Source organism: Liquorilactobacillus sucicola DSM 21376 = JCM 15457 (assembly GCF_000612445.1).
In the GTDB taxonomy this organism is placed as follows: Bacteria; Bacillota; Bacilli; order Lactobacillales; family Lactobacillaceae; genus Liquorilactobacillus; species Liquorilactobacillus sucicola.
In genome coordinates, this window is record NZ_BALC01000001.1 from 32,370 (window position 1) to 53,070 (window position 20,701).

A 20,701-nucleotide genomic window follows, 5' to 3' on the forward strand; every position below is an offset into this window, starting at 1 on the left:
TTTTATAATATATTTTGTTGAAAGTTCGGCATCTTACTATTGACTATTAATTGAATAATTGTTAATCTTTAAAGTAAATAGCGATTGTTTAAAGTTAATTTAGAATATATAATTCGCTTTTTATACAGAGGAGACGATTTTTTATGACGGATAAGCTTATTTATTCTGGAAAAGCCAAACAAATGTGGACGACTGATGATGAAGATGTGTTGCGTGTTATTTATATGGATCAAGCAACAGCATTGAATGGCAAAAAGAAAGATAAGATAGTGGGAAAGGGTCGGCTTAATAATAAAATTTCCAGTTTGATTTTTGAATATCTCAAGAAAAATGGTATAAAGACTCATTTTGTTCAAAAGATTTCAGAAACAGAAGAATTAGTTAAGAAGGTTAAGATTGTTCCGTTGGAAATGGTCACACGTAATGTCGCAGCTGGACATTTTTCAACTCGCTTTGGCGTGAAAGAAGGCTTGATTTTCGAGTCCCCTGTTGAAGAAATGTATTTCAAGAGTGACGAGCTGGATGACCCCTTTATAAATGAATCGCAAACGCATGCTTTAAAGATCGCAACTCATGAGGAATTAAATACTATGTGGGAGATTTCACGCAAAGTAAATAGACTGTTAACAGATCTTTTTGAATCAATTGGTCTCCAATTAGTGGATTTTAAACTTGAATTTGGAAAAACTAAAGAACAGGAAATAATTTTGGCAGATGAATTTTCACCTGATAATTGTCGTTTATGGGATTTGAAGAGCAAACAACATATGGATAAAGATGTTTATCGACGTGATTTAGGCAGTTTAACTTCGGTTTATAAAGAAGTGCTTGAACGTTTGCAGAAAAAATTAGGAGGGCCGTCAAATGACTAATGTTCGGATATTTGTGACTTATAAGGAATCAGTTTTTGACCCACAGGGAGAGACAATTACTGAAGCAATTCACAGTTTAGGACATGATGAGGTTAAAAGAGTTCAAGTTGGAAAGTTTTTCGATGTTCAGGTCGATACCAATCAAAAAGATGTGAAAGAGACAGTTGCTGAGATTTCCGAACAGTTGCTGGTTAACTTTAACTTGGAGACTTACCGCTATGAAATTATGGAGGAAGCTTAATGAAGATCGCTGTTATTGTGTTTCCTGGTTCAAATTGTGATGTAGATCTTTACGAAGCGCTGCATACAGTATGTCATGCAGATGTTGAGTACGTATCACATAAGCAAGAAAGTTTAGCAGGTTTTGATGCGGTTATGCTTCCTGGTGGTTTTTCTTATGGTGATTATTTACGCAGTGGTGCAATTGCACGTTTTAGCAATATAATGCCTGCAATCATTCAATTTGCGAATGAAGGCAAGTTTGTATTTGGAACCTGTAATGGATTTCAGATATTGACCGAAGCAGGCTTACTTCCAGGTGCACTGAAGCGAAATGATAGTTTAAAGTTTATTTGCAAAACGGTCAAACTCGAAGTTGTTAATAATCAAACGGCATTCACTACTCACTATCAGCCTGGAGAGCATATTGAATTACCGATTGCACATGCCGATGGTAGCTTCTATGCGGAAAAGAGTGTCTTGGAAAAGCTTGAAAAAAATGGGCAAATTGTTTTTCGTTATGCAGGTGAGAATCCAAACGGCAGTTTAAATGATATTGCGGGCATTACCAATGAACGGGGAAATGTTTTGGGAATGATGCCTCATCCTGAAAGGGCCGTCGAAGCATTGCTTGGTAATGAAGATGGTCTGCCACTTTTTCGTTCTTTACTCGCCAATGTCAAAAAAGAAGAGGAGGCCGCACGTTGATCGCTACAGAAATGAGTTCACAGGAGATAAAGGAACAGAAACCGTATTTAGAATGGGGATTAAGCGAAAAAGAGTATGATTACATTTGTGAAAAATTGCTTAAACGTCTTCCTAACTACACTGAAACAGGACTTTTTGCGGTTATGTGGAGTGAACATTGCTCATACAAAAAATCCAAACCAGTTTTGCGCGAATTTCCAAGCAAGAATGAACGTGTTCTGCAAGGACCAGGTGAAGGAGCTGGAATTGTTGATATTGGTGACGGACAAGCGGTTGTCTTCAAAGCGGAAAGCCATAATCATCCCTCAGCAGTAGAACCTTATGAGGGAGCAGCTACAGGGGTCGGTGGCATTATCCGTGATATTTTCAGTATGGGTGCCCGCCCAATAGCTGCACTTGATTCTTTGCATTTTGGTGAGATTAACCAAGCAAGGACAAAGTACTTGATTAATGAGGTAGTAGCTGGAATTGGTGGTTACGGCAATTGTATGGGTATTCCGACCGTTGGTGGAGAAATGACCTTTGATGAGTGTTATACGGGAAATCCACTGGTTAATGCGATGTGTGTGGGTTTGATGGAACAAAAAGACATGCAGGTTGGACGCGCACAAGGAATTGGAAACGCGGTGATGTATGTCGGTGCGAAAACCGGACGAGATGGTATCCACGGTGCGACCTTTGCTTCGGCTGATTTTAGTGATGAGAAAGAAACACAACGTTCTGCAGTGCAAGTAGGCGATCCTTTTATGGAAAAACTACTGATGGAAGCATGTTTAGAACTAACTAATAAGCATGCAAGTTGGTTGGTAGGAATTCAGGATATGGGGGCTGCAGGGCTTGTTTCTTCTAGTTGTGAAATGGCTTCTAAGGCTGGAAGCGGATTGGAGTTAATATTAGATAACGTTCCACAGCGTGAACCAGAGATGTCTGCTTATGAAATCATGCTGAGTGAATCGCAAGAAAGAATGCTGCTGTGTATTCGTGCAGGATTTGAGGAAAATGTTAAGCGGCTTTTTGAAAATTACGGGCTTGAAGCTGTTGTAATCGGCCGAGTGGTCACGGGACAACAATATCTTTTAAAGCATAAGGGTCGAACTGTGGCCGACATCCCAGTCAGCAGCTTAACCGATGATGTTTTGGAAGAAACAAGTCAAGAAAAAGTGCCTGAACGAATTTTAGAAGCACAAAGAAATCAAAATTGGGCTCCGCAAATTAGCGATGTAGCTGATACTTTGAAAAAAATTTTGCAACAGCCAACGATTGCTTCTAAAAAAATGTTTACACAAACATATGATTCGCAGGTGAGAACTAACACGGTTGTTGGACCTGGTAGTGATGCAGCTGTTCTACGTGTTCGTGGTACGAAAAAGGCACTAGCAATGACTACGGATGGCAATGGTCGTTTTGTTTATCTTGATCCGAAGATTGGTGGCAAAATGGCGGTCATCGAGGCGGCTGCAAATTTAATTGCTAGCGGGGCGCTTCCTTTAGCTGTGACGGATTGCCTAAACTATGGCGATCCCAATGATCCTGAAATCTACTGGGAGCTTCATCAGTCAGTTTTGGGGATGGCAGAAGCTTGTCGAACTTTAGATACACCGGTTATTTCGGGAAATGTTTCCCTGTACAATGAGAACAATGGAGAAGCTATTTATCCAACGCCAATGATTGGTATGGTGGGGTTGATTAACAACCTCAAAAATATTATTCCCTCATTTGTCCAGCACCAAGATGATCTTGTCTTTATTGTTGGCAGGACAAGAGCCGATTTTGCAGGTTCAGAGCTACAAAAACTGCTGACTGGAGATATAGGCGGGAGTTTGAATGAGGTTAACCTTAAAGAAATCGAGCTACGCATGACGAAACTCTTAAGAGCAATGGAGAAGGGATTAGTTGAAAGTGCACATGACTTGAGCGAAGGCGGTCTTGCTGTTGCGCTTGCAGAAACGACATTTGGAACAAAGTATGGTCTCAATATCAAAACGACCTTGAGCGGAGAAGAACTTTTTAGTGAAACGGCGGGAAGATTTGTTGTGACTGTTGCGCCAGAGAAAAAGCAACAATTTTTAGCAGAAATGGAAGATGAGGCAGTTTATGTGGGGCAAGTTACCGAGGATAAGCAATTAAAGATTGCTTACCGTAACGGACAATTTGGTTTAGATCTGGAAGCAGCTGAAGGATTGTGGGAGGAAGCAATACCATGTCTTATGAAATCAAAGGATTGAATGAAGAGTGCGGTGTTTTTGGGGCTTGGGGAACTTCAGAAGCAAGCCATCTGACGTATTTTGGACTCCATAGTCTGCAACATCGAGGCCAAGAAGGCGCAGGAATAGTTGCCAGTAATGGTAGTGATTTGCAGCAATTTAGAGGCCGCGGTCTTCTTGCGGAAGTTTTTTCTAACAAAGCTGATTTAGAAAACTTAAAAGGTAATGCAGCAATTGGACATGTACGTTATGGAACAAGTGGCAACAATACGCTGGCAAATGTTCAACCTTTTCTATTTCATTTTCACGATGGTGACGTTGCTCTAGCACATAATGGTAATTTGACTAATGCAGCTTCTTTGAAAAGAAAATTAGAGGATGATGGTGCCATATTCCAATCGACTTCTGATACGGAAATTTTGATTCATCTTATTCGTCAGAAAAAAGACATGAATTTTGTTACTGCTCTGAAGAAAAGTTTAAATCAAATACATGGTGGTTTTGCCTTTGTTATTTTGCGTAAGGACAGTTTGATAGCTGCTCTTGATCCAAATGGTTTCCGCCCCCTTTCAATTGGACGTTTGGATAATGGTGCATATGTTGTGGCGAGTGAGACCTGTGCATTTGATATGATCGGCGCAAAATTTGTCAGAGATGTTCAGCCGGGCGAACTAATTATTATTGACAAAAATGGATTACACATTGACCATTACACGCAGGAAACCCAGCTTTCGATCTGCTCAATGGAATACATTTATTTTGCTAGACCGGATTCGATTATTCATGGTGTAACTGTTCATAACGCACGCAAAAAAATGGGCCGATTATTAGCGAGACAGGCCCCTGTAGATGCCGATATGGTGATCGGGGTCCCTAATTCATCGTTGTCAGCAGCCAGTGGCTTTGCTGAAGAAAGCGGGCTACCTTATGAAATGGGATTGATTAAGAGTCAATACATTGCACGAACATTTATTCAGCCAACACAAGAGTTACGTGAACGGGGCGTCAAAATGAAGCTATCTGCCGTGAGAGGTGTCGTTGAGGGGAAGAAAGTTGCTATTGTGGATGATTCGATTGTGCGCGGAACTACGAGCAAACAATTGGTTCATCTGCTCAAAGAAGCTGGAGCAAAAGAGGTGCATATGCGAATAGCCTCACCCCCATTACGTTTCCCATGTTTTTATGGTATTGATATTTCAACCCGTTCAGAATTGATGGCTGCAAATTATACGGTTGATCAGATGTGTGCAATTATGGAGGCAGACTCGCTTTCCTTTTTGAATGTTGAAAACTTGATCGCAGCTATTGGTTTGAAAGACGCTAAAGATGCACCAAACGGCGGACTATGTGTAGCTTATTTTGATGGCAAGTATCCAACACCGTTATATGATTATGAAGCTGGTTATTTGAAATCATTGAAAGAACAACGAACACGGGAGGTTATTAGTTAATGAGTCGTTATCAAGATGCGGGTGTAGATGTCAACGCAGGCTATGAACTTGTGCGAAAAATAAAAAAGGATGTTGCAAGAACAAAGAGACCTGGAGTTATGGGAGCTATAGGTGGATTTGGCGGTTTGTTCGATTTAAGTACCATTAATGTGAAGGAACCGGTACTAGTTTCAGGAACTGATGGTGTAGGAACCAAATTAATGATAGCACAAGGTATGCAGCAACATGATTCTATTGGAATTGATTGCGTTGCAATGTGTGTTAATGATATTTTAGCTCAAGGAGCTCAACCACTGTTTTTTTTGGATTATATTGCAACAGGGCATAATGATCCTGCGAAAATTGCCAAAATTGTTCATGGGGTGACAGAAGGCTGTCAGCAATCTGAAGCAGCACTTATTGGTGGGGAGACAGCTGAAATGCCTGATATGTACGCATCCGATGAATATGATCTGGCTGGTTTTGCAGTTGGAGTGGCTGAAAAAAGAAAATTGTTAACCCAAGCAACACCGCAAGCAGGAGACTTCCTGCTGGGGCTTCCTTCGAGTGGATTGCATTCTAATGGTTTTTCATTAGTAAGAAAGATTTGTTTTAAGGACAATGAGCTTGAGCTTGGTGACAGACTGGAACAGCTCTCAGGGGAAAAACTGGGGGATGTTTTGTTGGAACCAACCAGAATCTATGTCAAAGCAGTTTTGCCATTGATAAGAAAGAGCTTGTTACATGGAATCAGTCACATAACAGGTGGTGGTTTGATTGAAAACCTTCCACGAATGTTCGGCGATGAGCTTCAAGCTGTCGTTAAGAGTGCTGAGTGGCCAGTATTGCCTATTTTTGAATATTTAGCTGAACTTGGAGATTTGAGCGTTCAGGATTGTTATGAGACATTTAATATGGGATTAGGGATGGTTTTAGCAGTTGAGGCGGATAAGTTGGATGCAGTTGAGAATCTTTTGAAGAGTGAGAATGAGCAATTTTATCGAATTGGAAAATTAGTTGAACGTCCAGAAAATGAGGGTAAAATAAAGATCAAGTGAGGAATAAAATGATGAAAGTTGCAATTTTGGCTTCAGGCAATGGAACAAATTTTGAAATTCTTGCAAAAAAATTTGAAAGCAATGAATTAGCAGGAAAGTTGGCCCTACTGTTTTGTGACCACCCAGACGCGCCTGTTGTCAAGCGAGCCGAAAAGTACCAAGTCCCGGTCAGAACTTTCACTGTTAAGGAATGTGGTGGAAAGCTTCCCTATGAAGAACGGATAATGAAAATTCTGAAAGAATTTCAAATCGATTTTATCGTTTTAGCAGGATACTTGCGAGTTATCGGCCCTACGATTTTGCAAAATTATGAAGGCAAAATCGTAAATTTACATCCTGCTTATCTTCCAGAATACCCCGGATTACATTCGATTGAGCGAGCTTTTGCCGATCATAGGAAACAAACGGGTGTCACGGTTCATTTTGTTGATGATGGGCTTGATTCAGGGCCTATTATTAGGCAAGAGCACGTTCCTATTCTGTCAACAGATACCGTTGAGACGTTAGAACAACGAGTGCATGAATGTGAGCATCGGCTCTATCCGCAAGTTATCAAGGAAATTCTACCAAAATTCACTAAGAAGGAGCAGAATTAAGCAATGAAAAGAGCATTAGTCAGTGTTTCAGATAAGAAAAATCTAGTTCCCTTTGTCAGCAAGCTCGCAAAATACGGGTTTGAAATAATTTCGACTGGTGGCACAAAACGTGTTTTGGAGGAAGCTGGTATTGAAACAGTTTCAGTTGAGTCAGTAACAGGCTTTCCTGAAATTCTCGATGGACGTGTCAAAACATTGAATCCATTTATTCATGGGGGCCTTTTGGGTAGACGCGACCTCCCCGAACACGTTGCAACCATGGAAAAACTGCATATTAAACCGATTGATCTTGTGTGTGTTAACCTATACCCCTTTAAGGAAACTATTGAAAAACCAGATGTTGACCTTGAGACTGCGATCGAAAATATTGATATCGGTGGTCCGAGTATGTTGCGTAGTGCCGCAAAAAACTTTCATGATGTAACAGTTGTTGTTGATACGGCAGATTATGCTTCTATTATCAAAGAAATAGATGAACAGGGGGAAACAAGTCTCGAGACAAGAGCAAAACTTTCCGCAAAGGTGTTTAGACACACTGCAGCCTATGATACATTGATAGCTACTTATCTTTCCGAACAGGTAGGTGTTGAAGCTCCAGAAAAGCTGACCCTGACTTATGAACTAGAAGATACAATGCGCTACGGTGAAAATAGTCATCAGAAGGCTTGGTTTTACCATGATGTCTTGCCTAAGGAATATTCGATTGCTAATGCTGACCAGCTGCATGGCAAAAAACTTTCCTACAATAATATCAAAGATGCCGATGCGGCTATTAGAATTGCCCGTGAATTTTCGGAACCAACGGTTGTTGCTTTAAAACATATGAATCCTTGCGGTATTGGGCGGGCAGATAAGCTTGAACAAGCATGGGATCTTGCGTATAAGGCCGATCCTATCTCGATTTTTGGTGGTGTTATTGTACTGAATCGTAAAGTAGATTTGAACACGGCAGAGAAGATGCACAAATTGTTTTTGGAAATTATCATTGCTCCCGCTTTCGATGATGATGCTTACGAGGTTTTGGCTAAAAAGAAAAATCTGCGGCTCTTGACCCTGAACTTTGCTAAAAAAGACGAACTTATGAAAAAAGAGCTTGTTTCGGTCATGGGTGGGGTGCTGGTCCAAGAACAGGATGTTTTACAGGAAGATCCACAAAAGTGGGAAGTTGTTACACAGACCGCACCAACTCAAACACAGCTGCAAACATTGTTATTCGCTTGGAAGGCGGTCAAACACACTAAAAGTAATGCAATCGTAATAGCCGATCAAAATAGAACACTAGGAATAGGGGCAGGGCAACCTAATCGCATTGATTCAACTAAGATAGCTGTTAAACATGCTCATGGTTTTATTAATGATGAAACAGTCATGGCAAGCGATGCATTTTTCCCAATGGATGATTGTGTTCAGTATGCAGCTGAACACGGTATCAAGGCGATTGTTCAGCCTGGAGGAAGCATTCGGGATAAGGATTCAATTGCGATGGCAGATAAATATGGAATTTCAATGGTGACAACAGGTATCCGTCATTTTAGACATTGATTTGGGAGGATAAGGGCTGATGAAGGAAAAGATCAAAGTATTAGTTGTTGGATCCGGCGGTCGCGAGCACGCAATATGCAAGTCTTTTCTCAAGAGTCAGTATATCGAAAAAGTTTACTGTGCTCCGGGGAATCCTGGAATGAAAGCAGATGGGATTGAAATTACTGCTATTTCAGAACTTGATTTTGAAGGATTGAAAGAATTTGTTAAAGAAAAGGCAATTAGTTGGACTTTTGTTGGTCCTGAAGATGCTCTTGTCGCAGGGATTGTGAATTCATTTAAAAAAGAGAACTTGAAAATATTTGGTCCTAATGCTGCTGCTGCTCAGTTAGAAGGGTCAAAGGATACAGCACTTCAATTCATGAGGACATATCAGGTACCAACAGCGGCATTTGCTGCATACAATAGTGCTGCAAATGCTCTGAAAGGATTACAGCAGTTTGATTCACCCGTGGTAATCAAGGTTGACGGTCTAGCAGCCGGTAAGGGTGTGACAATTGCGCAGAATATAGAGCAAGCACAAGCAAAAATTAATGAGCTGTTCAATGATGGGCAGAAAAAGATTGTCTTAGAGGAATTCTTAGAAGGACCTGAGTATTCACTTTTTGTAGTGGTTAATGACAAAGATTATCGCATACTTCCGGTCGCACAGGATCATAAGCGTGCCTATGACGCTGATAAGGGGCCTAATACTGGCGGAATGGGCGCGTATAGTCCAGTTCCACAATTAGCAGAAACAGATTATCAACGTATGCTGACTGAGGTCGTTGAACCTTCAATTAATGGTTTGCGAGAAGCTCGGCTTGACTATTGTGGTATTTTGTACATTGGACTTATTTTGACTGCTAAGGGGCCGAAGGTGATTGAATATAATGTTCGCTTGGGAGACCCAGAAACACAAGTCATTTTGCCGCGCTTAAGAAGTGATTTTGCTGAATTGATCGATGCTTGTATCAACAATAAAAAACTGCCTGAGATCTCAGTTTCACCAACTGCTTGTTTAGGAGTTGTTATTGCAGCAAACGGTTATCCGCAAAAACCTATTAAAAATCAGCAACTGCCTGATTTTTCTGATTATGCTAAAATTACAGTCGATTATGCGAATGTTAAAGGAGAGTTGCCCAACTTAAGAGGGAATGGCGGACGTATTCTGACAGTTTTGAGTGAGGATAGGACAATTGCGGAGGCGCAGGCTGGTGTTTATCGCTACCTCGAAAAAAAAGTGTTTGACAATTGTTTTTACCGCAAGGATATCGGGAAAAAAGCGACTGGTACGACTTATTAAGGATAGACAAAATGATATTTACAAAATATTTACAAAATTTGGGATAATTTTCTAAAATAGGCTCTGCAAAATGTTAAAATGAGCTTTGATTTGCAAAATAGGAGTTATCTTATAATGAAAAATAAATTAATATCTGGTGCTTTTTGGATGTCTTTTGGAAGCATTTTTTCGCGGATCTTAGGTATCGTTTACTTAATCCCATGGTTGTTAATGTTTGGAAATGATCAGAATCAAGCACAGGCTGTTTTTAACTCAGCTTATACACCATACTCATTGTTTTTGGCTTTAGGGACGGCTGGGTTTCCGACCGCGATTGCACGGCAAGTAGCTTCCTATAATTCGCAGAATAGGTTTCGTAACAGTGTTCATGTATTTAGATATGGTTTTATTTTTATGGTGCTAACTGGTGCGTTTTGCGGTTTATTACTGTATCTTGCAGCGCCACTTATTGCGGCACACAGCGCTGTAGTTTCAAAAGATTCGGCGACTACTGCTATCTATTGCTTAGTGCCAACGATGGTTATTTTGCCGCCGATGAGTTTTATCAGAGGATTTTTTCAAGGAAATCAGGACATGAAGCCCTTTGGGGTCTCACAGCTCTGGGAACAGTTTGTGCGTGTCCTTTTTATCTTAGGAGCATCTTTTGTTGTACTTAGAGTTTTGCATAAAAGTTACACTGTAGCTGTTAATTATAGTACGTTTGCTACTTTTGTCGGGACAATCGCAAGTTATATTTACCTATTGAATTATGCTCGACGAAAGATGCCTGAGTACCGCTACTTTTACCAAGAGAGCCAACCACTGCAAAAGCAGAACATTGCAAAACTATTTCGTAATATTATTGCAGATGCCTTACCGTTTGTTTTTATTGGCTCGGGAATCACAATCACGCAGTTTTTTGATCAAATTACGTTTAAGAGCATCGTAACGAATCTTCTCGGCGCAACTGTACAGCAGGCAGAGTTGATGTATACATACTTTGCTGCCAATCCTAATAAAATAACGATAGTAGTTGTTTCATTGACGATTGCTATTTCAGAAACTACTCTGCCTTTACTTGCACGTTACTACGAGCAAAATGACAAACGAAAGATCAGCGAGATCATCGGTCAGAACATTGATTTGATGTTTTTGGTGCTTACGCCAGCAGTGACACTACTGTTAGCTTTATCATGGGAAGTGAATGGGATCTTTTTCCAATTTGATACTTACGCAGCAAAGTTACTTGCGGTAGCACTAGTTTCAAGCATCAGCCTGGCTTTATTTACAGATTTCTTTACTATAATACAGGCCATGGGCAAGCATCGGATAGCTATCCGTTACCTGGTTGTGGGGTTGATCTTGAAACTGGTGCTGCAAATTCCATGTGTAGTGTTAGGTGGAGCTTTTGGTGCAATCATAAGTACAATGACTGCGTTTCTAGCAGTTAGTTTGTTAGCATTCAAAAAAATAAGTGAAGATAATCTAGTACCAGGACAATTAAAAAACACTAGAAGAATTCTTGTTGTGAATATTTTGTTGTGCTGTGGAACTTTGATGGTTAAATATTTAATGAATTTGCTGTATGTACCACAGACCAAAATAATAGCGTTTCTGTACGCAGGTATTTTTGCGTTTCTTTTTGTCACTGTATATGTTCTGCTACTTGACAAGACCAAACTTTCACAAGCTGTTATGGGGAAGACTTTCATTTTAAAAAGAAAACATTGATAGAACTATTAACGCACGGCTAAGTGAAAAACATTTCGTTAATATAGTGCAAAAATCAAATAGGAAGGACTAGTTCAAAAATAAATTTTTGATCCAGGTCTTCCTTATTTTTGGATACAGGTATATAAAATAACGAAGAGATAACCTCAATTTTTAACTTTCAAAAAAATACAGGCTAATTTTTAAGGAAAATAGTTTGCATTTTGAAATTTTTGAGTGTACCTTTGTTCCTATGATAAGAGTAACTCATTTATCTTTAGCCAAGAATGAAATTGATTCGTTATAAGGAGAGTACAGAATGTCAACATTTGCTTATGAAGTATTTAGTGAAGTAGCAAAGCAAAAGACCTTTTTTGCTGCTGCAACACAGCTTAGTGTTACGCCGTCTGCAATTAGCCATTCAATCGCAGGATTAGAAAAAGATCTCGGCTTTTCGCTTTTTATTCGCAGCCGTACAGGTGTTAGGTTAACTCCCGATGGTCAAAAAATATTGCCAATCATTCAGGGAATTTTGAATGCAGAGGTAAAGCTGACAGAAGAAGCGGCCCGCATTAATGGGTTAAACGAAGGTCGGATCAGAATTGGAGCATTTAGTAGTGTCTGTATCAACTGGCTGCCTGATATTATTCGAAGTTTTAAGAAAAAGTATCCGAAAATTGAATTGTCAGTCACTCAAGGAAATTTTAACGAGGTAGCGGAACAGGTCAGGGTAGGGACACTAGATATTGGCTTTAGTGCTCTGCCAATTAAAGAAAAACTTGAAGTGATTCCTCTTCATCGAGATCCGATATATTGCATAGCACCTGAAAGCTTCAAGCCGCAAGAGAATAAAATTGTCACACGAAAAGATATCAAAGATAAGAGTTTTATTCTGCAACAGATTGATTATGATCGTGATACCAAAAGAGCGTTGGATGCATACGATGTGTCAGTTAATTCAATTCACTATAGTATTGATGACGCTTCTATTATTGCAATGGTTGAAAGTGGATTGGGCTTAGGAATTTTGCCGGAACTTGCGTTGCAGAAGTTATCTGGAAATGTCAATCAGTACCCTTTCAAAGAAAGGTTTTACCGGACAATTTGTCTTGTGTCACACTCAGAAGCACATCAAACGCCCTCCACGCGTGCTTTTGTAAGGGTTATTCAGAAATATTTATTAGGGCGTTATGGTGATGAGGGTCAGGTATTGCAACAAAATTTTTAGAAGTAAAAACATAGCTTGCCAAATTATTGGCGGTAAATGAACCTGAATTAAGACCTCTTTAAATGTGTATATTACATTTTCTTTTCAATCAAAAAAACTGACTACATTTACTATCGCTAGACGAGCAATTGTGTTATCATTTGAAATTGTGATTTTCAGAAGATTAGACGAAAATGTTTGTTTATGTAGGGATGTTTGATGAATAGGGAGGTAAAAGGTGAAAGAATTAACTGAAGGAAACCCGATAAAACTTATTTTAATGTTTACTCTGCCGCTGTTAGTTGGAAATTTGTTTCAGCAGCTGTATAGTATCTCAGATACCTTGATTGTTGGACAGACTCTTGGTGTTAATGAACTTGCGGCAGTTGGTGCGACAGGAAGTATTCAATTCCTGATTATTGGGTTTGCACAGGGCTTGACAGCTGGTTTATCGATAATGACAGCACAATATTTTGGAGCTCATGACTATAGAAAGGTTAGGGTGAGTTTTGCAGCAAGCATTATCATTTGCATAGGTGCAACTGTGATCCTGACTTTTTTGAGTTTGTTTTTTGTTAATGACATATTGAACTTGATGCAGACACCAGCTGCAATAAAGCAGGATGCGCAATTGTTTATCTCAATCATTTTTGCGGGTATCTTTTCTTCTATGGCATTTAACTTGCTTGCAAATATTATTCGTGCTCTTGGTGATAGCAGAACCCCGCTTTACTTTCTAATAATTGCTGCAGTGATCAACGTCATACTTGAATTGATTTTTATTCTTGTATTTCATATGGGTGTTGAAGGTGCGGGTTTTGCAACAGTCGTTGCGCAAATTTTTTCAGTGGTACTTTGTATTTTATATATTATAAGGAAAATGCCATTATTGCAGGTCAAAAAAAAGTGATTTTAAAAAGGTAACTAAGCAAGAATTGCGGCGTCACCTATATGTAGGACTGCCGATGGCATTTCAAACTTCGATTATTGCTATCGGGTCAATAATGATTCAGGCAGCTTTGAACAGTTTAGGTACAACAGCAGTTGCGGCGACGACCGCTGCAAGCAAAATAGATCAGGTTGCAATCCAGCCGATGATGTCATTTGGGATTGCAATGGCAACTTTCACCGCTCAAAATTTTGGAGCACATAAGTATGAACGCATACTGAAAGGTGTGAAACAAAGTCTTTTAGTTTCTGGAACATTCAGTATCGGTGCGGGTTTATTAGTTATCTTGTTTGGTAAGGACTTGGTTGTACTTTTTGTTGGAAAATCAGCGGTAGAAGTTTTAAATCTGTCGCAAATCTATTTCAATGTTAATGGTTCATTTTATTTGATGCTTGCAACGCTCTTTATTCTGCGTTATACGCTCCAAGGACTGGGGGAGAGTATTATTCCGACACTTGCCGGGATAGTTGAACTGTTGATGCGCTGTTTAGCAGCCCTTTTGCTAGCTACTTCTGTCGGGTATGTCGGAACCTGCTTTGCGAATCCATTAGCATGGTTAGGTTCGTGTTCGGTTTTGATAATCTCTTATTTAAAAGCAATGAAGATGTTGAAACAGAAACAAGGCATTGTCAGTGAAGAGCAGCAAGTGAGAGCCAGAGCACGCCAAGTTGAGTTGCGTCAATGAAAAAATGATAGTAATAGCTTATTATTGATATTAATTAAAAAAGTTGCGTCTGTATTTTATATTTGATATTATGCTTAAGATATAAGAAATGAAGGTGAATCAATGGAAGCAAAGTTTGAAATTGGAGAGAAAGTTAAATGCAAAAAATTTGGTGCATTAAATCATGATTTTGTCGGATCAATAGAAAAAATATACGAAAATTCTGCAATGGTTTCAATAATTGAACACGATGATTCTGACGAGCTAGCAGTTAGTGATTTTCATAAAAGAGCGATTGTCCGTTTAAAAAGTATGAAAAAGATTTCTTGAAAATGAAGCTGACACATCTGTAGTTTTGTGATATACTACTGTGTGTTGTGCGGGTGTAGTTTAGTGGTAAAATTCCAGCTTCCCAAGCTGATGTCGCGAGTTCGATTCTCGTCACCCGCTTTATTCGATTTATTACGTCCTTGGATGGGCGTTTTTATTTTATCTTTGTACTATGCACTAAATGTTTTTTTTGGTACAATTAGGCAGAGTTTAAGAGAAAAGAATAGTAAGTTATCTAAGTTTGAAGCGAGCCTAGGGTGATGGGAGCTAGGTAGCGGCAATAACCAAAACGCGCTTTTCTGGGTTGATAATTATATAATTGAGTGGATCGCTGATCAATTAGAGTGGTACCGCGGGAGTTATCTCGTCTCTTACATTTTATTTAGTGTAGGAGTTTTTTTATTGTCAAAACAAGGAGGAAATTATGAATTATAGAAATTTTGTTGTTAATGCACTGGCTGATGTATTGGAAGGACAACTAGAAAAAGATACAATCAACAAGACGATTGAAAAACCTAAAAGCTTAGCATTAGGGGACTATGCTTTTCCAACGTTTCCTTTAGCAAAAATACTCAAAAAGGCGCCTCAGATTATAGCAAGTGAAATTGCGGCAAAAATTGATCATAAGGAATTTGATAAAGTTCAGGCGGTAGGACCGTATATCAACTTTTTTTTAAATAAGAAAAAGTACAGCGACAGTATCCTGCGGCAGATTTTGGTTGAAGGATCAGCTTATGGAAATCAGAATTTGGGCGATAATGGCAATGTTCCCATTGACATGTCTTCACCAAACATTGCTAAGCCGATTTCTATGGGGCATTTGCGTTCAACAGTGATTGGTAACTCAATTGCAAAACTTTTGGCAAAAACTAATTACCACCCCATTAAGATAAATCATTTAGGGGATTGGGGAACTCAGTTTGGTAAACTAATTGAGGCTTATAAGCTCTGGGGAAGCGAAGAAGAAGTTAAGGCAGATCCAATTAATAAATTACTTGAATATTATGTTCGTTTCCATAAAGAAGATGTTGAACATCCGGAACTTGATGATGAAGCTCGCGCATGGTTCAAACGTCTTGAAGATGGAGATCCAGAAGCAGTTAGTTTGTGGAAATGGTTCCGCTCGGAGTCGCTGAAATCTTTTATGAAGATTTATAATAAACTGGGCGTTAAGTTTGATTCGTTTAACGGAGAAGCTTTTTACAATGACAAGATGGATGAAGTGGTTACACTTCTAGAACAAAAAGATTTGCTTCAGGAAAGCAGAGGGGCTCAAATTGTAGATCTGAGCAAGTACAACTTGAATCCGGCACTAATCAAAAAGACCGATGGGGCTACTTTGTATATTACGCGTGATCTGGCAGCAGCGATTTATCGGAAACGAACATATAGCTTCGTTCAATCGCTTTATGTAGTTGGAAATGAGCAAACCAATCATTTTAAGCAGCTAAAGGCAGTTTTAAAAGAGTTAGGCGAAGAATGGTCAGACGATATCCACCACATTCCTTTCGGACTGATAACTCAGGGTGGCAAAAAGCTTTCAACACGGGCTGGTCGTGTAATTCTTTTGGATGAGGTCTTAGACGATGCAGTTCAACTTGCCGAGCAACAAATTGAGGAAAAAAATCCAGATCTTAAAGATAAAGAAACAGTAGCCAAGCAAGTAGGTGTAGGGGCTGTTATCTTTCATGATCTTAAAAATGAAAGAATGAACAATTTTGATTTTAACTTAGAGGAAGTTGTCCGTTTTGAAGGTGAAACGGGACCGTATGTTCAGTATTCGCATGCACGTGCAATGAGTATTTTGCGCAAGGCAAAAGCCCAAAACGCAGGGGAAGTTCCAGAACCTGATTATCAACTGAGTGATGAGGAATCGTGGGAAGTTTTGCGTTTGTTAGGATCATTTTCAGCAATCATTAAACGAGCAGTTGAAGAGTATGAACCTTCGGTAATTGCTAAGTATTCGCTGCACTTGGCCAAGTCCTTTAACAAGTATTATGCACATACTAAGGTTTTGAAAGAAGATGCGCAGTTGTCAGCTAGGTTGGCACTTGTTGAAAGCGTAGCTATAGTGTTAAAAGAGTCTTTGAGACTTTTAGGTGTCCAAGCACCTGAAGAGATGTAGCGCTGCTAATGAAAAGTCCATTGATGCTTTAGTTATAGAAATTTTAGTTAATTTAAATGTGGCTAGGTCAAAGTTCTTTTTGACCTAGCCATATTTATTATCATAGTTTAACCAAGTTGCGTATATTTTAAATAGGTAAATAAGCTGAATCATTGAGTAGTATGGGAGCAAGAGAAAAAGCAAGGTTAATTATAATAGTCTGGTTGCAAAAAAATTCCCTAAAAAATTAAGGAAGCGCTTTCTAAAAGCTTACGAATATTGTAAAATATCTATGTAATATAATTTATTTTTATTGGTTTTAATAAAAAGCGAATAAGCTGGAGAGTAACTATATGAAAAAAATGCAGCAAACTTTGATAAAAGAAAAATTAAAATTTTTGAAAATTGGTTCATTACTTGATCAGAAATCAATTGATGAAGTCATAGCTATCAGTACTTTTAAAGAATTCGAACATAAAAGTAATATGGGATACAGATTGGGGGATTTTTCTAAAGTTTACCTCATAGTAGAAGGGATCGTAAGCGTGAAAATCAGTAATGAAAAGGGGAGAAATACACGCGGCTTTTTGTTGGGAAAGAACGATTTTTTTCCCATTATTATGTTTACTGAAAATGTTCATGAAAATATTCTTTTTGAAATAAGTACATGTTCTCGTGTACAAGTTTTAATTATACCTGTTAGAGAAATTAAAAAAATGACTAAGAGAAACAAAAAAATTCATAGTTTGCACATGCAAATGAAAGATGAACTGATTGAGGAACGAGCTAGTCATGCCATTGATTTGTCTGCACCGCAAATGAGCGAGCGTGTAATCGAAGAACTTCTCTTTATTGGTAAAAAGTTTGGTGAAACTTGTGCAGAAGGGGTTAAAATTAAAAATCACTGGATTACACGAGAAATTCTGGGCTACGTGGTTGGAACAACACCTAAAACGGTCAACACGACTTTCTCTAAATTAGAAAAAGATGCTTTAATAATATTATCGCGCCATGTCTGGATTCTAAAAGCAAAATTCTTTGAAAAGTATGAGTACTTGCAGTAATCACTCGTTTAAAGCGAAGAGGTTTGATATAATAGCTCTAAAATAGTGATGAAAAAAGGTGCGTTATGAAAAAAGAGCAAAGACAAGCTAAGATAGAGCAAATAATCACACAGAATGAAATTGCAACTCAAGACGAACTGATGAAGGCATTGTCAAATGTTGGTATTAAAGCAACGCAAGCGACAATTTCACGAGATATTCGGGAAATGAGGATAATTAAAGAACAAGATGCTAATGGTCAGGTACACTATGTGATCTTTAAGGGCAACCGTCAATCTGAAGAAGAAAAACTTTTTGAAAACATTCATGAAATGGTCACGGATATCACACAGGTTGAATTCATAAACATAATCCACACTTTGCCGCGGAATGCTAACGTGTTGACAGCGATTATTGATGATTTGAATCTTAAAGAAGTTGTGGGAACGATGGCTGGTTATGATACGATTTTGATTATCAGCAAATCCCGCGAAGATGCTAGGACTGTCAGTGATTTATTTAAAAAGTATATTGATGAAAATAATGTGGCAGACTGATCTTTTAATTATACGTTAAACTTATCCTTTTCAAGCTGATAAATAAAGCGATGTGGTAAAATGTAATAAATTATCTACGAAGAGGTTAAATACAATTATGAAGTATGATTCATGGATTGATCTGATCAAAGAAAGAACCAAAAAAACTTGGGGTCATATAAAAAATTGGATTAAACGAAAATTTTGGCGTTACCAGATTTGGCGCTGGTTGGCGGTTATTTTTCTGAGTGTATTTTTAAGTGCCAGCATTTATCTCATTTTTGTAGCTAAAACAGCTGATGTTGGGAATCTTAAGGCTGAATTGGAACAATCAACCGAGATTTATGATCACCAAGGTAAAAAAGCTGGGTATTTGTATTCTCAAAAGGGTACATGGAAATCACTTGATAATATTTCGATTAATATGCAAAATGCTGTTTTATCAACAGAGGATCGTAATTTTTATCACGAATATGGTTTTTCGTTTAAGGGGATCGGACGCGCAGGTGTTCTGTATCTCAAAAATAAACTGTTGGGGCGCAGTTATATCAGCGGTGGTGGAAGTACACTAACGCAGCAGTTAGTGAAAAATGCTTTTTTGTCGCAAGAACAAACATTTTCGCGTAAGGCAAAAGAAATTTTTATTGCAATGCAAGTTGAAAATGAATATTCAAAAAAAGAAATATTAACAATGTATCTGAATAATGCATATTTTGGAAATGGCGTGTGGGGGGTAGAAGATGCCGCCAAGAAGTATTTTGGTGTTAGCGCCAGTCAGTTGAGTGTTGCTCAAGCAGCAACTCTAGCAGGTATGTTGACTAATCCGAGTGGATTTAATCCGCTTGATCATCCTCAAAGTTCCAAGCAGCGACGTAACGTAGTCATTGACTTAATGGCAGAAAATGAAAAAATTTCAACGGCACAAGCCAAAGTATATAAAGAGCAGCGAATGACGGTGAACGACGCATACCACTACGAATCTGGGTATAAATACCCTTATTATTTTGATGCAGTGATTAATGAAGCAATAAAAAAATATGGCCTAACTGAATCTCAAGTAATGAATAGGGGCTACAAGATTTATACATCGTTAAACCAAAATTATCAGTCTAGCCTGCAAGATAGTTTTGCCGATTCAAGTTTATTCCCGTATGATGCTGAAGATGGAACTGAAGCGCAGAGCATCGGTTGCAATGGATCCGCAAACTGGAGGTGTAGCTGCTGTTGTGGGAGGACGTTCTGAATCACATGTTTTTAGAGGTTACAATCGGGGAACGCAACTTGTCAGATCACCGGGTTCAACGATCAAGCCAATTGCGGTGTATACCCCTGCACTTGAAGCGGGATATCATTATGATTCGATCCTGTATGACAACTTCAGATCCTATGGAACAAACAAATATACGCCGCATAATTGGAATAATGTTTATGATGGAAAAATTCCAATGTATAAAGCTTTAGCAGAGAGCAAAAATGCAGCAGCTGTTTGGCTCTTGAACAAAATAGGCGTCCAGTCGGGTTATGATATGGTCAAAAAGTTTGGCTTAGGTGTTACAAAAGATGATAATAATCTTAGTTTAGGATTGGGTGGCATTACAAAGGGTGAATCTCCCTATGAAATGGCGAGTGCCTACACAACTTTTGCGAATAATGGAGTCAAGAATGATCCACATTTTATTACGAAAATCGTAGATGCTTCTGGAAAAGTGATTGTTGATAATACGACATCATCGTCTAAAAGAGTTATAAGTGCTAAAAATGCAAAAGAAATGACGAGTATGATGATGGATGTTTATAATATTGGAACTGGTGCAGATGCTAAACCTAGCGGTTATACGATTGCGGGTAAGACAGGCAGTACGCAGAGTGCTGATGGGACCTCAACGAACGATAAAGATCATTGGTACATTGGATACACTCCTGATATAGTGCTTGCAACTTGGGTTGGTTTTGACTCAGCAAAGCATTCTTTAAGCAACGAAGGAGTTCGAGGAGGATCGGCACTGTTCAAAAACGAGATGGAGTCGGTGCTTCCAGCAACTAAGCAAACCTCTTTCGGCGTGAAGAGTGCATCAAGTATGGTAGCTGCATCTGAAAAAAAGAATAGTAATTTATGGGACAGTTTAAAAGATGCTGGTCAAAGTGTCGGTGAGGATGTTTCAAAATCAACTTCTGGTATCAAAAAGAAGGCTGCGGATTTGTTTGATTCTGGCAAACAGAAGATTCAGAACTGGTTTGGACAATAATTACGCTATGGAAGAGCAG

Annotated in this window: 15 protein-coding genes, 1 tRNA gene and 2 pseudogenes; all 18 read left to right on the forward strand. The window is 38.9% G+C overall.

Annotated features, from left to right (window positions below; all coding sequences use genetic code 11):
* Nucleotides 1-143: 143 nt before the first annotated feature.
* The 18 genes and pseudogenes from purC to JCM15457_RS00315 all read left to right on the forward strand — a co-directional run bounded on the left by purC (nucleotide 144) and on the right by JCM15457_RS00315 (nucleotide 20,682).
* Nucleotides 144-872, forward strand: coding sequence for a phosphoribosylaminoimidazolesuccinocarboxamide synthase (purC, locus tag JCM15457_RS00230; protein WP_034986458.1), 729 nt, complete (start codon nucleotides 144-146; stop codon nucleotides 870-872).
* On the forward strand, nucleotides 865-1,113 hold the full coding sequence (purS, locus tag JCM15457_RS00235) for a phosphoribosylformylglycinamidine synthase subunit PurS (RefSeq protein ID WP_034986460.1): 249 nt from the start codon (nucleotides 865-867) through the stop codon (nucleotides 1,111-1,113). The genes purC and purS overlap by 8 nt, the downstream gene beginning before the upstream one ends.
* Nucleotides 1,113-1,799, forward strand: coding sequence for a phosphoribosylformylglycinamidine synthase subunit PurQ (purQ, locus tag JCM15457_RS00240; RefSeq protein WP_034986462.1), 687 nt, complete (start codon nucleotides 1,113-1,115; stop codon nucleotides 1,797-1,799). The genes purS and purQ overlap by 1 nt, the downstream gene beginning before the upstream one ends.
* Nucleotides 1,799-4,024: a phosphoribosylformylglycinamidine synthase subunit PurL gene (purL, locus tag JCM15457_RS00245; protein ID WP_161633655.1), complete on the forward strand. Its 2,226-nt coding sequence runs from the start codon at nucleotides 1,799-1,801 to the stop codon at nucleotides 4,022-4,024. Before purQ ends, purL begins: the two co-directional genes overlap by 1 nt.
* Nucleotides 4,000-5,454 (forward strand): amidophosphoribosyltransferase, encoded by a 1,455-nt coding sequence (gene purF, locus JCM15457_RS00250; protein ID WP_034986464.1) that lies wholly within the window; start codon nucleotides 4,000-4,002, stop codon nucleotides 5,452-5,454. Before purL ends, purF begins: the two co-directional genes overlap by 25 nt.
* Nucleotides 5,454-6,491, forward strand: coding sequence for a phosphoribosylformylglycinamidine cyclo-ligase (gene purM / locus JCM15457_RS00255; RefSeq protein WP_034986466.1), 1,038 nt, complete (start codon nucleotides 5,454-5,456; stop codon nucleotides 6,489-6,491). The genes purF and purM overlap by 1 nt, the downstream gene beginning before the upstream one ends.
* An 11-nt stretch (nucleotides 6,492-6,502) precedes the next feature.
* A complete protein-coding gene (gene purN, locus JCM15457_RS00260; RefSeq protein WP_034986468.1) occupies nucleotides 6,503-7,087 on the forward strand; it encodes a phosphoribosylglycinamide formyltransferase in 585 nt (194 codons plus the stop codon).
* Between the two features lie 3 nt (nucleotides 7,088-7,090).
* The gene (gene purH / locus JCM15457_RS00265; protein WP_034986470.1) at nucleotides 7,091-8,629 is read left to right on the forward strand and encodes a bifunctional phosphoribosylaminoimidazolecarboxamide formyltransferase/IMP cyclohydrolase; all 1,539 of its coding nucleotides are present in this window, start codon (nucleotides 7,091-7,093) and stop codon (nucleotides 8,627-8,629) included.
* A gap of 19 nt (nucleotides 8,630-8,648) precedes the next feature.
* Nucleotides 8,649-9,914 (forward strand): phosphoribosylamine--glycine ligase, encoded by a 1,266-nt coding sequence (purD, locus tag JCM15457_RS00270; RefSeq protein WP_034986472.1) that lies wholly within the window; start codon nucleotides 8,649-8,651, stop codon nucleotides 9,912-9,914.
* Between the two features lie 114 nt (nucleotides 9,915-10,028).
* Nucleotides 10,029-11,624: a putative polysaccharide biosynthesis protein gene (locus JCM15457_RS00275; protein WP_034986474.1), complete on the forward strand. Its 1,596-nt coding sequence runs from the start codon at nucleotides 10,029-10,031 to the stop codon at nucleotides 11,622-11,624.
* Between the two features lie 298 nt (nucleotides 11,625-11,922).
* Nucleotides 11,923-12,831 (forward strand): LysR family transcriptional regulator, encoded by a 909-nt coding sequence (locus JCM15457_RS00280; RefSeq protein ID WP_034986476.1) that lies wholly within the window; start codon nucleotides 11,923-11,925, stop codon nucleotides 12,829-12,831.
* 217 nt (nucleotides 12,832-13,048) lie between these two features.
* Nucleotides 13,049-14,444: pseudogene (locus tag JCM15457_RS00285) on the forward strand (MATE family efflux transporter).
* Nucleotides 14,445-14,546: 102 nt separating this feature from the next.
* Nucleotides 14,547-14,753 carry a hypothetical protein gene (locus tag JCM15457_RS00290; RefSeq protein ID WP_034986478.1) on the forward strand — a complete coding sequence of 69 codons (207 nt, stop codon included), beginning with the start codon at nucleotides 14,547-14,549 and terminating at the stop codon, nucleotides 14,751-14,753.
* Nucleotides 14,754-14,802: 49 nt separating this feature from the next.
* Nucleotides 14,803-14,873 (forward strand) — tRNA-Gly (locus tag JCM15457_RS00295).
* A gap of 304 nt (nucleotides 14,874-15,177) precedes the next feature.
* On the forward strand, nucleotides 15,178-16,878 hold the full coding sequence (argS, locus tag JCM15457_RS00300; protein ID WP_034986479.1) for an arginine--tRNA ligase: 1,701 nt from the start codon (nucleotides 15,178-15,180) through the stop codon (nucleotides 16,876-16,878).
* 332 nt (nucleotides 16,879-17,210) lie between these two features.
* Entirely contained in the window at nucleotides 17,211-17,921 is a 711-nt protein-coding gene (locus JCM15457_RS00305; protein WP_034986481.1) for a Crp/Fnr family transcriptional regulator, read from the forward strand.
* A 65-nt stretch (nucleotides 17,922-17,986) separates the two neighbouring features.
* The gene (gene argR / locus JCM15457_RS00310; RefSeq protein WP_034986483.1) at nucleotides 17,987-18,457 is read left to right on the forward strand and encodes an arginine repressor; all 471 of its coding nucleotides are present in this window, start codon (nucleotides 17,987-17,989) and stop codon (nucleotides 18,455-18,457) included.
* Nucleotides 18,458-18,554: 97 nt separating this feature from the next.
* A pseudogene (locus tag JCM15457_RS00315) lies at nucleotides 18,555-20,682 on the forward strand (PBP1A family penicillin-binding protein).
* The last annotated feature ends 19 nt before the right edge of the window (nucleotides 20,683-20,701 follow it).